This window comes from Flavobacterium daemonense (genome assembly GCF_007341385.1).
Classification (GTDB): domain Bacteria; phylum Bacteroidota; class Bacteroidia; order Flavobacteriales; family Flavobacteriaceae; genus Flavobacterium; species Flavobacterium daemonense.
In genome coordinates, this window is sequence record NZ_VJYD01000001.1 from 43,752 (window position 1) to 56,134 (window position 12,383).

At 35.2% G+C, this 12,383-nt stretch carries 12 protein-coding genes and 1 pseudogene; 1 reads left to right on the forward strand and 12 read right to left on the reverse strand.

Features of this window, described 5'->3' with window-relative positions:
* Nucleotides 1–46: 46 nt before the first annotated feature.
* The 5 genes from FND99_RS00165 to FND99_RS00190 form a co-directional block, all read right to left on the reverse strand.
* On the reverse strand, nt 47–1,282 hold the full coding sequence (locus FND99_RS00165; RefSeq protein ID WP_144335982.1) for an RNA polymerase sigma factor: 1,236 nt from the start codon (nt 1,280–1,282) through the stop codon (nt 47–49).
* Between the two features lie 294 nt (nt 1,283–1,576).
* Nucleotides 1,577–1,915 carry a YciI family protein gene (locus tag FND99_RS00175; RefSeq protein WP_144335984.1) on the reverse strand — a complete coding sequence of 113 codons (339 nt, stop codon included), beginning with the start codon at nt 1,913–1,915 and terminating at the stop codon, nt 1,577–1,579.
* A gap of 292 nt (nt 1,916–2,207) precedes the next feature.
* Entirely contained in the window at nt 2,208–2,660 is a 453-nt protein-coding gene (locus FND99_RS00180; protein ID WP_144335985.1) for a carboxymuconolactone decarboxylase family protein, read from the reverse strand.
* A gap of 83 nt (nt 2,661–2,743) precedes the next feature.
* Nucleotides 2,744–3,304 carry a GNAT family N-acetyltransferase gene (locus FND99_RS00185; protein WP_144335986.1) on the reverse strand — a complete coding sequence of 187 codons (561 nt, stop codon included), beginning with the start codon at nt 3,302–3,304 and terminating at the stop codon, nt 2,744–2,746.
* 365 nt (nt 3,305–3,669) lie between these two features.
* Complete coding sequence (locus FND99_RS00190) at nt 3,670–3,867, reverse strand: hypothetical protein (RefSeq protein ID WP_246074136.1); 198 nt, start codon at nt 3,865–3,867, stop codon at nt 3,670–3,672.
* 573 nt (nt 3,868–4,440) lie between these two features.
* Here FND99_RS00190 and FND99_RS00195 point away from each other — a divergent pair.
* Nucleotides 4,441–5,454, forward strand: a complete 1,014-nt coding sequence (locus FND99_RS00195; protein ID WP_144335988.1) for a zinc-binding alcohol dehydrogenase family protein — start codon at nt 4,441–4,443, stop codon at nt 5,452–5,454.
* A gap of 170 nt (nt 5,455–5,624) precedes the next feature.
* Here the strand turns inward: FND99_RS00195 and FND99_RS00200 are convergent.
* The 7 genes and pseudogenes from FND99_RS00200 to FND99_RS00230 all read right to left on the reverse strand — a co-directional run.
* Nucleotides 5,625–6,236, reverse strand: a pseudogene (locus tag FND99_RS00200) (SDR family NAD(P)-dependent oxidoreductase); the annotation flags it as partial.
* Between the two features lie 255 nt (nt 6,237–6,491).
* Nucleotides 6,492–7,079 (reverse strand): TetR/AcrR family transcriptional regulator, encoded by a 588-nt coding sequence (locus FND99_RS00205; protein ID WP_144335989.1) that lies wholly within the window; start codon nt 7,077–7,079, stop codon nt 6,492–6,494.
* A 69-nt stretch (nt 7,080–7,148) separates the two neighbouring features.
* Nucleotides 7,149–8,699: a DHA2 family efflux MFS transporter permease subunit gene (locus tag FND99_RS00210; RefSeq protein WP_144335990.1), complete on the reverse strand. Its 1,551-nt coding sequence runs from the start codon at nt 8,697–8,699 to the stop codon at nt 7,149–7,151.
* 199 nt (nt 8,700–8,898) lie between these two features.
* Nucleotides 8,899–9,339 carry a PaaI family thioesterase gene (locus FND99_RS00215; RefSeq protein ID WP_144335991.1) on the reverse strand — a complete coding sequence of 147 codons (441 nt, stop codon included), beginning with the start codon at nt 9,337–9,339 and terminating at the stop codon, nt 8,899–8,901.
* Nucleotides 9,340–9,521: 182 nt separating this feature from the next.
* Nucleotides 9,522–10,112 (reverse strand): TetR/AcrR family transcriptional regulator, encoded by a 591-nt coding sequence (locus FND99_RS00220; protein ID WP_144335992.1) that lies wholly within the window; start codon nt 10,110–10,112, stop codon nt 9,522–9,524.
* 154 nt (nt 10,113–10,266) lie between these two features.
* Nucleotides 10,267–10,902, reverse strand: coding sequence for a carbohydrate-binding protein (locus FND99_RS00225; RefSeq protein ID WP_144335993.1), 636 nt, complete (start codon nt 10,900–10,902; stop codon nt 10,267–10,269).
* A gap of 13 nt (nt 10,903–10,915) precedes the next feature.
* Nucleotides 10,916–12,379 (reverse strand): glycoside hydrolase family 30 protein, encoded by a 1,464-nt coding sequence (locus FND99_RS00230; protein ID WP_144335994.1) that lies wholly within the window; start codon nt 12,377–12,379, stop codon nt 10,916–10,918.
* Nucleotides 12,380–12,383 lie beyond the last annotated feature (4 nt).

The window sequence follows — 12,383 nt, forward strand, 5'->3', positions numbered from 1 at the left end:
TTCAAGAGAAAACCTTTGTTCCTTTGCACCATTGTACCTCTGAACCTCAAAAAGAAAGATTCGAAATGTTTTTGCTGATAATATTTTTATCCGAAACTGTTTTGGCTAGTTTAAGAGCCGTTTCAAAATGATGAATTGCTTTCAAATTATCAATTTCAGTATATAAATTTCCTAGCAGTGAATGATAGAAATGATTCTCAGCCAAATTTAATTTTTCTGCTTCAATTATAGCTTCTTGTTTACCAATGGCTTTTGATAATGCGTAAGTCCTGTTTAAAGCCACAATGGGAGAATATTCTAAAATAATCAAATGATTATACAACTCCAGAATATGTTTCCATTTTTCCGAGGTATCGCTTTTCAGTGTATGCCAATAGGCAATTCCGGCTTCAAGATGGTATTTTGAAAGCGTGTTTCCGATAGAAGATTTTCCTAAGAAATAAGTGCCGCGATCAATTAATTCCTGATTCCAAAGTGCTTTATCTTGATCTTGGTACAAAATAATTTCACCGTTTTCTGACGTACGCGCTTCAAATCTCGACGAATGAAAACACATCAGCGCCATTAATGCATTTGTTTCAGGCAAATTAGTTGTTTGATTCTGAATCAATAAATAAGTTAGACGCATGGCTTCCGCACAAAGATCTTTTCGTAATGTAGCGTTTTGTGAAGTCGAGTAGTAGCCTTCAGAATAAAGTAAATAGATTGTTTTTAAAACCGTAGCAATTCGTTCTGAAATTTCAGCCACATTCGGACTTTCGATTTTAATATTTTCTTCTTTGAGTTTTTCTTTTGCACGATTGATACGCTTGTAAATCACTTCTTTATTCGACAAAAAAGCATCTGATATTTCGCTAATTCCAAAACCGCATAATAAATTCAGCGCCAATGCAATTTGTGCCTCATTTGAATTACACGGATTACAGACCGCAAAAATCATCGCCAGCTGACTGTCGGCAATATTCTTTTCAGACAAATCGATTTCCATTTCCTGACCATCCAATGGTGAATTATATTTTATTTCAGATACTATTTTCTTTTCAAAAATATCAGTTCGCTTAAAATGGTTTTTGGTTTTATTTTTCGCCACAGTATACAGCCAAGCCGTCGGATTTTCTGGAATTCCCTTTATAGCCCAAGTTTCAGTAGCAGCCAAGAACGTGTCGCTCACAATATCCTCGGCAATTTCAATATGATGAATGCCAAAAAGACTACAAAGCACTGAAACAATCTTCTGATATTCCGTCCTAAATAAATTGGGTATAAGTTCTTTTTCCAAAATTTTGAGTTGTTGTGAAAAGTGAAAAGTGAAAAGTGAAATGTGAAAAGTGAAAAGTGAAAAGTGAAAAGTGAAAAGCGAAATGTGAAAAGTAAATAGTAAATAGTAAATAGTAAATAGTAAATAGTAAATAGTAAATAGTAAATAGTAAATAGTAAATAGTAAATAGTAAAAAGGTGATTAGTAGGAGTAAAAAAAAATGAAATAAATCTTCATTTTGATCTTCCATTTCACAATTCACAACTCACAATTCACAACTCACAATTCACATTTCACATTTCACAATTCATAATTATTCTAAACCGCCATTCTAATTTCAACATTGCCTCCAAAATCCAAAACCGGACAACCTTGCGCGATTGTGGCAGCTTCGTCATAATCTTTGGCTTTAATAACGATCAAACCGCCAATAGATTCTTTGATTTCAACAAAAGGGCCATCTGTGATTCCTTTATTTGAAGTTACTAGTTTTCCTTTTCCGTCCCAGCGTTGTAAAGGTCTTGCCAGTTTATCCTGTGCAGCCAAGCTTCCAAACCAGTTTTGCCATTGCTGTAAATGCTGTTGGTATTCTTCGGGAGAAGGCTGAAGTTCTTTTGTTGTAAAATCTCTTCTGAAAATTAATATGAATTCGTTCATTTTGATGCGTTTTAATGATTTTCTAAAAATAAGTAGTTATTATCAAAGTTTGTCATTCCGAGGAACGAGGAATCTCCGCAAGCAACTCCTTAACGAGGAGCCAATCTTTGTAGAGTTTCTTGGAGAGATTCCTCGTTCTTCAGAATGACAAGATTGTATACACTATGTTTATTTAAACAAGTGAAACGCCTTTATAGACAAAGAAAAGCTATGTTTCTATGTGTTAAAACTAATTTCACTAACTGTTTATAAATTTAGTGTTTTTACCAAATATAAAAACAGCTCGGTTTATTTATCCAAATTGTCCCACTCTGTATGTTCCTGGAGTATTTGCAAAAGCAATGTTCATGCGATTCCAGATATTAATTGTCCCAATGGCAAGCGTAAGATCAATTAATTCTTCTTCAGAAAATTCGGCATTTGCGATATTGTAGATTTCATCTGGAACATCACAGGCGTTTACTGCTTCTGCGTAAGCCAAACCAATTCTTTCACGTTTTGTAAAATACGGAGTTTCTCTCCAAGCACTCAAACCAAATAAACGTTGCGTTGTTTCGCCATGTGCAATCGCTTCTTTTGTGTGCATATCAATGCAATACGCGCAATTGTTGATTTGCGAAATTCTAAATTCGATTAATTCTAAAAGTGATCTTTCAAGAGCTGATTTTTTCAAATAACCGCTAATTCCAAATAATGTTGAGATTGCTTTTTGACCTTTTTCGAATACATTAATTCTAGTTTCCATTTTGTATAATTTTAATTGTTTATACCCTAATGACAACTGAAGTTTCAGAATTGGACAAATTTTTTAAAAAAAAGAAAAATATTTTACTTTGCTTGTATTTGCAAGTGTTCCAGCGTTTTTCCGACTAAAGTTTTTTTACCAACAGATTGAAATCCGAGGTTTAAATAGAGTTTTTTTGCTTGCGGATTATCTTCATCGACCAATAATCCTAAAGTCTGATTGTTTTTGGCAACAAATTCTTCAATCAAATACTGAAGCAGTTTTGAGCCAATGCCTTTCCCCTGATATTTTGGATTTACGCCCAAAGAATCGATATAGAATTCGCCCGGTTTTGTTTCTAATTCGGGATCAAAATCAGGATTAAAATGTTTTCTGACGTATTCAATAATTGGAGTTCTTAAAGCTTCTAAATCAGCTCCATTGTAAATATTTACAGCGCCAATAATTTCATTATCAGCTTCGGCAACAAAACAATTTTGAAAGGAATATTGATTGTTTTCCCTTCCAATGAAATACTGCAGGAAATCTTTCGCGGCAGCGTAATCTTCTTTTTTAAGAAACTTATAGATGATATCTTCCATTGCCAGCAATAGGATAGGAGCAATTTGTTCTGAATCTGATAGTGTGGCTTTTCGGATATTCATTTTTGTGACGCATTTATTTCTAACAAAGTTAGAGTTTTATTTAAACAGATAGAAACGTAGCTTGCCACAATTTTGTCATCTCGACGGAGGAGAGATCACACAAGAAACTCTACACTGTATGCCGCCAATCTTTGTCGAATCCCGCGTGTGATCTGCTTCGCCTGTTCACTATCGCTCGAGTCTCCTCCGTCGAGATGACAAACTATGCTGACTATGTGTTAAAAAAACGAGTTTTTTTAATTCACCTTTTCAACACAAAAAAATCTATGTTTCTATGTGTTTAGAATTTGTACTCAGATTTTAAATATCGAAAAAATTAAAAACACTAATTCAAGAATAATCCTAATTAAATTCTTGTAAACAGTTTAAGAATACTGGTCTATAATTTTCTGTACGTTGCCGATGAAAATTTCGGTGTTTTTGATTTCTTGTTTGATTGATGGTTCATAATACAATAATTTGTATTGTTCCACCATGTAATTTTTTTGATATTTAATAATCGATTCAAAACTTCGGATTTCATTTTCATCATGCCTTTTCAATTCCCTTTGTTTACTCTTCAAATAATGTAAAGATTTTTTTAATCTTTCAATTTCTAATTTTTCCAAACTGTAACTTCTTAAAATTTAATAAAACAAACGATAGTCAGCACCTTAATTCTCGCCTTTTTTATCCTTACCTACGATAAAATTTGAACCTTGGATTTTGCATTATTTAAAAAAAGTTGAAAATATTTTTAATTTTAAATTGAATAAAAATGAAGTATTTGAAATTCAATTATTTACACTTGAAAAAGATTTGAATAGGTAATGATTTTTTTTATTTAAACACATAGAAACATAGCTTTACTTTGTCTGTAAAGGCGTTTCACTTGTTTTAATAAACATAGTTGTTGCTTAAAGCTTTGTCAAAGTTTGAAACTTTGACAAAGTCCTTCGCAAAGAAACCCGCAAAGCTATGTGTTAAAAAACGAGTTTTTTTTAAATTTACCTTTTCAGCAGAAAGAAAAACCTATGTCTCTATGTGTTTAAATAAAACTGCAGAATTTCTACCAATATTGTATAAAAATATACAACCCGTACAATAAAAACAGCTCGTATCTTTGTTAGTATATTTTAATTAAAAATTAAAAGAAGATGAAAGCAATCGGATTTAAAACATCACTACCCATAACAGAAAAAGAAAGTTTTATAGAATTTGAAACTCAAAAACCAGTTCCTGGCGCGCGCGATTTATTAGTAAAAATTGATGCGATTTCAGTAAATCCAGTCGATTTTAAAATTCGCCAAAACAGCGCAAAAGATACAGTATTGGAAACACCAAAAATAATTGGTTGGGATGCTGTTGGAATTGTACAAGCCGTTGGTGAAAAAGTAACTTTGTTTGAAGTTGGCGATCTCGTTTATTATGCTGGAGATATTACCAAACAAGGAAGCAATGCTGAATATCAGATTATTGATGAAAGAATTGTAGGCAGAAAACCAAAATCATTAAGTATTGAAGAAGCTGCAGTGATTCCGTTGACAGCTTTGACAGCTTGGGAAATTTTGTTTGACCGCATCAGAATCAGTGCTGAAAGAGACAAAGGAAAATCAATTTTGATTATTGGAGGAGCAGGTGGAGTAGGTTCAATTGCCATTCAATTAGCCAAGAAAATTGCCGGATTAACCGTTATTGCAACAGCGTCGCGTCCTGAAACAATAGATTGGTGTAAAAAACAAGGAGCTGATTATGTGGTAGATCATAAAAATCTTATTTCGGCAGTTAGAGAAGCAGGTTTTGAACATGTTGATTTTATTTTGGATTTTGTCGATACCAATGCTTACTGGGACATTATGACTGAATTGATTAAACCTCAAGGACATATTGCCTCAATTACCGGAAGTAGCAACCCTATTGCATTAAACAGTTTGAAAAGCAAAAGTGTCTCTTTTTCTTGGGAATTGATGTACACACGCTCAATGTTTCAGACCGATGATATGATCGAACAGCATCATATTTTAAATAAAGTGGCCGATTTGCTTGATGAAGGCATTTTGAAAACCACTTTAAACCAAACTTTAAACGGATTAACAGTTGAGAACCTAAAGAAAGCGCATGAGCTTTTAGAGTCGGGGAGAACGATTGGGAAAATTGCAATCAAGTTTTAGAATAAAAAAAGCGAGACTTTCTATACAGAATTCTCGCTTTTTCAATTAAATCAGAAATCAAATTAACCGTGAGCTGCGACAGAAACATCTGCCCATTCTTCCCAGGTTTTTAGTTTTTGTTCGTAGGTTTGTTTAGCAAATGGCAAAGCAACCTTTCCTAAAAATAGGCGTCAAGGAGGATTTTCGGCTTCGACTAATTTAATGATTGCCGGAACTGTAGCACTTGTTTTTCCGAAAGTATCAGGATCATGTCCTTCTGCAATTGCTTTTTTGATTCCGTCATAAGCAGGGATGCTTTCGCTGTTGAAACCGTTACCCCAGATATCGGTAACATAACCATTTGGTTCAACCAAAGTAACATTTATTCCAAATTGTTTTACTTCTGAAGCCAATGTTTCAGTAAGACCTTCAACAGCAAATTTAGAAGCGTTGTATAAACCAATTATTGGCAGAGTAGCAATTCCTAAAATCGAAGAAACCTGAATAATATGACCGCTTTGTTGTTTTCTCATAATTGGCAATACCGCTTGTGTTAACCAAAGCGTACCAAAGAAATTAGTTTCGAATTGTGCTCTTGCTTCTTGTTCTGAAGCTTCTTCTACAGCTCCGTTTAAAGCATAACCCGCATTGTTGATCAAGATATCTATAGTTCCGAAATGTTGCTGTACTTTTTCTACAACCGCAAACGACTCTGAACGGTTGTTTACGTCTAGTTTAAGAGGCAAAATCGCTTCTCCGTATTGCGCTTTTAAGTCGGCTAGGGTATCAATATTTCTGGCTGTTGCAGCTACCTTTTATCCTTTTGCTAAAAATGCTTCTGTCCAGGCTCTCCCGAATCCTTTTGACGCTCCCGAAATTAAAATTGTTTTCATAATTGTAAATTGTAAATGGTGAATTGTTAATTGATAATTGTGAATGAGTTGGTTTTTCGATTCTTTTTTATTGCTTTTATTGACTTTTTAAGTATTGAAATTGATTTTTGATATTGTTATTGTGATTCAGAAATGACCAATCGGTCATTTTTTGAATAAAAAAAATTAGAGGCTGTTTTCCTCTATTATATTTTTGAGGGTTTTAGAGATGATTTTCATTTTATCGTTGTTGCCTGACATTCTTGAAATTAAATGACCGCCTTCCATCATGGCGAACATTATTACCGCAAATTCTTCGGCGTTCCAGTTTGGATTAAATTCTCCGTTGGCAATTCCCTTATTGACGCTGCTGGCTAATAATTGTTGGTTGGCATTACAACCTTTATTGATTTTTTCTTTTACAATAGGGTTAGTATCATCAGCTTCGGTTCCGAAATTCAATAACGGGCAACCACCAGTTAAGGGCGGATTCACGGCATTGCTAAAAAAGTCGATATAAGCAAACAATTCGTCTTTTGCTGTTTTACTTTTACTGATTTCAGAAATCAGTTTATCGCCTAATACTTTCATATTATGATCGACAGCAGCACAGGCAAGAACTTCTTTGTTTTCAAAATGAACATACATGCTTCCTTTGGACAATTTGGTAGCCTCCATAATATCGCTCATAGAAGTCGCTGCAATCCCTTTTGTATTAAAAATCGGTGCTGCTTTTTCTATGATAAATTGTCTGGTTTCTTCTCCTTTTGCCATGATAGCTCTTATTTAACGGTACAAATATATGACCGATTGGTCATAAAAACAAATTTTTTGAAAGTTTTTTTAATGATCGGATAGAATAATGTTTGGTTTTGGCTTTTTAGATTTGTTCATTACCAGCAATAGCAAGGGAAGCGTGAGAACAAAAAATAAACCTACAAACAGAAATGCATCTCTATAACTTAGCAAAGAAGATTGTCTCATTACTATATTTTCCATTAATTTCAGCGCTTTTGATCTTGCGTCATTATAAGGAAAACCGCGATGCTGAAAATAATTGATATACCCATTAAGACGATTCATTGCTTTTATATTATCTAAAGTTACGTTTGAAACCAAAACATTTCGGTGTTCGGCAAAACGGTGCGCGATATAGGTATTGATGATGGATACGCCAAAAGAACCGCCCAATTGACGCATCATATTATTGAGCGCGGCACCTTGGCCGACATCTTTATCATCGAGCGAAGAAACGGCAAGCATCGTCAGCGGAACCGTTAATAAAGCCATTCCCAAAGCTCTGAAAATAAGTGCTGTTGAAACTTCAAAAGCGCTGGTGTTCAAGTTTATTTCAGACATTCGCCAATTAAAATATATGAACAATAAAAATCCTGCTGCAATAATAATAACCGGCGAAACGCCTTTTTGAAGCAAAGTACCGCAGAGTTTTAAAGCAACCAGAGCAAATAATGCGCCCGGAAGCAACAGTAAACCCGTTTGATATGGTGAAAAACTCAAAAGGCGCTGAGCCACAACCGGACTGATATAAATAGAAATAAACATCCCGAAGCCGGTTACAAATGTTAGAATCGCGGCAATACTCAAAGATTTACTTTTAAGCACTTTCAGATTAACGACGGGTTTTTCGATCGTTAATTCCCAATAAATAAAGGTTAATAAAGCGATTGTGGCAATAACAGTCAAAACTACAATATAACGGGTTTCGAACCAATCTTCGACTTCGCCTCTTTCTAAAACGGTTTGAAGCGAGCCAACTCCAATCGCCAAAAGCGCAATTCCTGTCCAATCTACTTTTGCAATTTCAGGTTTTACTGGTGGTTCCGTCAGAAGAAAAATACACGAAATGGCAACTAAAATCCCGATAGGAATATTGATCAAGAAAATCCATGGCCAATCATAATTTTCGGTAATATAACCGCCGAGCGTTGGCCCAATTGTCGGTCCGATGAAAATACCGGCTCCAAATAAAGCACCTGCTGTTGATTGTTTGTCTTTCGGAAAAAGTTCAAACACAACCACCTGAGATATTGATAGTAAAGCGCCACCGCCAATTCCCTGAAAGAATCTAAAAAATACAAGCATCCAGATATTTGATGAATGTCCGCACATGAAAGAACAAAAAGTAAATAAAATTACCGAGCCAATATAATAGTTTCGTCGCCCGAGATTAGCGCTTAAAAAACTCGTAATCGGGATAATAATTACGTTAGCAATTGCATAAGCCGTAATTACCCAAGAAGTATCTTCCAGCGTTGCGCCCAAATTACCGCTCATATGCGAAAGTGCAACATTGACAATCGAAATATCAATAAGTTCCATAATCGCCGCCAAAATGACGGTGATTATTAAAAGTTTGCGTTGTAAAGGAATCATTTTTTTAATGGTGAATTGTGAATTAGTAAATGCGGGTGATTTAACCGCAAAGGGCGCTAAGGTTTACGCAATCCCGATAGCTGTCGGGAGCAAAGTTTTTTTTGCAAAGCTTTGCGTCCTTTGCGTTTTTATCAAATCCAATAAGGCAAAATCATTGCGTGCTTTGCGGTTAAATCTATTCGCATTTCAACTTGAAACTTTATAATTCTTGCTTAACAATATTGGTTTTAAAAAGATTAGAGTAGGCCGTGGCGATTAATCGGGTTTGTGGTTCGTTCCAAATTTCGCATTGGGCATTCACAAATTGTCTGCCTTTTTTGATTATCGAAGTTCTGGCAATAATCGTATCGCCAACGCGAGCCGGAGCAAAATAATCCACATTGAGATTTATTGTTGTATAAAAGTTTTCTTCGTTTAAAGAAAACATCGTAGCGCCAATGCAATCATCAGCAATTGCTGCAATCACACCGCCATGAAGTGATTTCACCGGATTCGACATTTCTTCTCGAACAACATATTGAAAAGTAACACTGCCATCTTCGGCCGCTAAAACGATTGGGCGCATCCAAAGCATAAAAGGTGAAGGTGATGCTGTAAATTCTTTGTCAATGTGGTTTTGAAGTACTTGTAATCGTGTCATTTTTATTTTAGATTTTAGATTTTAGATTTTTTGTTTAAAGTTTAAAGTTTCAGGTTTCTCCTGAAGGATCGGGATCGCTGAGCCTTACAATAAAATTCATAATTAACAATTCACAATTCATAATTAAATTATACCGTTCGGTATATTTTTGTTGATAAAAAAAAGCAATTGCTAAAACTGCTTTATTCTAAGTCATCCACTATTTTGTTGACAGATGACATAATATTGGACAAATCTTTTAAATTTCCGGTTAGTTTGCTGATCATTATGGCGCCTTCGATTAAGGCAATTATGGTTAGGGCAGTTCGTTCAACATCAATTGATTTAGCTTTAAATTCTCCTGCTTCAATTCCTTTATTAATGAAAAACATTATTTTTTCTTTCCAATAAGTAAGCGTTCTTTCGGCATATTTTTTCAATACCGGATGCGTATCATCAGATTCTGTGGCGGTATTCAAAATAGGACAGCCACCTTTGGTTACTTTTAAATTGGCATATTCCGAATAAAGTTTTGGGTACGCTAATAATTTGCCTTTAAAGGTTGTCTGTTTGTCAATTTCTTGCGAAAAAGCATCTTGAAGCTTTTTGACATTGAATTTGAAAGCCGCAACAGCAACTTCGTCTTTATTTTCAAAATTGCCATAAATGCTTCCTTTTGTCAGGCCGGTCGCATCTGTAATATCGCTCATAGAAGTACCGCTGTATCCTTTCATATTAAAGATTGCAGCGGTCTGTTCGATGATAAATTGTTTTGTTCTTTCTGCTTTGCTCATGATTAAATCATTTTGACACTGCAAATATATACCAATCGGTATTATTTTTCATCTTTTTTTGGATTTTTTTTCAAAGAGAAGTGAAAATAAGGTCAAAACAGAAAAATAAAAGCTCCCATTTGGTTAGTAATGGGAGCTTTCGGGGCATTATAAATTATTGGGCAGTAAAAGTCAGGTAATCAAAATTCATATTTCCGTTTGAGACAATATGAAGCCGAAGCGTTTGTTTTCCTTTTTGGAGTTTAATAGTTCCAATATTTTCAGAACTGTTCCAATGGTGCCATTGTCGCCAATCTACAGGGTCTTTGTCATCATGCGTAGAAGCGATTTTCATTGTTCCGGTTGCATCTTTTCCGTTTACATCGATACTGATTTCGCCGTCGCCATTAGCCGTATAAAGCACGCCTATTTTATAGGTTCCAGTTTTTTTTACATCAACGGTATAATTGATCCATTCTCCGGGCATTGTCCAGCCTACATAAAGTTCGCCAATGCTTCTTTCAACTTTATTGTACGGATTATTGTCAATGTCACCGTCTTTTGAATACGAAATATCAACACCTTCTTTTATTCTAAATTCGTTCAGCGGATTTCCATTTACCGGATTCAATTTTCCGCTTCCATTATTTACAGCATCAGTGTCATGATAAGCGATGCCTTCGCCACCTTGATCGTACAATTCGCATTCTATTTTTCCCGGAATCTGTTGTGGTTTTAATGCTTTTGAAGTTTGTGCTATACCGACAAAGCAATTCAGTAAAATGATATTCGTTATTAAAAGTGCTTTCATAGAATTAATTTTTTTATTGAATTTCTAAAGTTGCAATCGAATGTGCAGCGCTTGTTACTTTCGCCGCTTTTCCTTTTATCCAAAGAAAATAGTCAATATCAGTTTCGCCTGAATTCATTACGATAACTTCCAAATTGTTGTTTTCATTCACAAAAGCAGTCGATAAAAGCTTATTACTGCTTGAATTACAAGCAATTCGTTTAGCGCCCGGACGAATAAATTTAGAAAAATGTCCTAAATAATAATAGCCATTTGTATAAATAAGATTTCCAGTTTTCAAATCGGCGTGAATAGGAGCCATGCAAAAATTCTGAACATGATTTGGCCCGCCTTTTTCGTCTAATAAAACATTCCAGTCGGTCCAAGCAACTGTTCCGATATTAAAATCATTGATCATCGACATGCCGTATTTTTCTCCAAAACTCCAGTCGGTTAATAGTTTTTGGTCAAAATCGGCAGCACAACCTTCCGTTAAAATTAATGGTTTATCAGGAAAAGCTTCGGCTACTCGGCGTTCAGCCTCAAAATTCATTCCCGCTTTCATCCAATCTTCGTACCAGTGATAACCAACGCCCCAAACATATTTTGCAGCATCTTTATCTTCCAAAACCGTACTCACACGCTGATACATCAAATCGCGATTGTGATCCCACATAATCAGTTTCTTTTTTGATAATCCGGCTTTCTGCATCGTTGGTCCCAGATAGTTTTTTATGAAATCACGTTCTTCTTCAGCAGTGAAAATGCAAGATTCCCAACGCTGAACCGCCATTGGCTCATTTTGAACCGTATAACCCCAAATTGGGATGCCTTCTTTTTCGTATTCTTTGATGAATTTTACAAAAAAGTTAGCCCAGCTTTGGTGGTATTCTGGTTTCAAGGTACCGCCATGCAAAACATCATTATTGGTTTTCATCCAAGCCGGCGGACTCCAAGGCGAAGCATACAACGTAATTTTTCCTCCCGCTTTAGCAATAACTTCTTTAATAAAAGGAATACGATATTTTCTGTCATGGCTTATGTCAAATGTTTTCAGGTCTTTATCGCCATCTTTTATGTAACTGTAGCTATCACTCGAAAAATCGCAGCTTTGCATATTCGTGCGTGCCAAAGTGTATCCAATTCCTTTTTCTTTGTCATAATAAGCCGTCAGGATTTCCTGTTGTTTGTCTTTTGGAAGCTGATAAAAAACTTCTGCCGAAGCGTCTGTCAAAGCACCTCCAATTCCTAAAAAGGTTTGAAAGGTTTTGGCTGGATCGACAAAAACTGCAATTTCTTTCTCTGTTGTTTGTGGCTTTGATGTAAAAGAAAGCGTTTCGGTTTTGGTTAACTTTTTATCCGAATTTTTAGCTGTAACATAAATAGTTACGCTTTTATATTCTGTCGTTTTACTGGCTTTTTGCTGCGCCAGCAAACCGACAGATAAAAATCCGGAAAACATGATGGTCAGGCATGTTTTAGGCAAATTAGTAATCATAATT

Bases quoted from the DNA above. Each gene is read 5' to 3' on its own strand.
- FND99_RS00175 (WP_144335984.1), bottom strand. From the start codon at position 1,915: ATGAACGAATTCATATTAATTTTCAGAAGAGATTTTACAACAAAAGAA.
- FND99_RS00225 (WP_144335993.1), bottom strand. From the start codon at position 10,902: ATGAAAGCACTTTTAATAACGAATATCATTTTACTGAATTGCTTTGTC.
- FND99_RS00210 (WP_144335990.1), bottom strand. From the start codon at position 8,699: ATGATTCCTTTACAACGCAAACTTTTAATAATCACCGTCATTTTGGCG.
- FND99_RS00220 (WP_144335992.1), bottom strand. From the start codon at position 10,112: ATGAGCAAAGCAGAAAGAACAAAACAATTTATCATCGAACAGACCGCT.
- FND99_RS00230 (WP_144335994.1), bottom strand. From the start codon at position 12,379: ATGATTACTAATTTGCCTAAAACATGCCTGACCATCATGTTTTCCGGA.
- FND99_RS00195 (WP_144335988.1), top strand. From the start codon at position 4,441: ATGAAAGCAATCGGATTTAAAACATCACTACCCATAACAGAAAAAGAA.
- FND99_RS00180 (WP_144335985.1), bottom strand. From the start codon at position 2,660: ATGGAAACTAGAATTAATGTATTCGAAAAAGGTCAAAAAGCAATCTCA.
- FND99_RS00185 (WP_144335986.1), bottom strand. From the start codon at position 3,304: ATGAATATCCGAAAAGCCACACTATCAGATTCAGAACAAATTGCTCCT.
- FND99_RS00215 (WP_144335991.1), bottom strand. From the start codon at position 9,339: ATGACACGATTACAAGTACTTCAAAACCACATTGACAAAGAATTTACA.
- FND99_RS00205 (WP_144335989.1), bottom strand. From the start codon at position 7,079: ATGGCAAAAGGAGAAGAAACCAGACAATTTATCATAGAAAAAGCAGCA.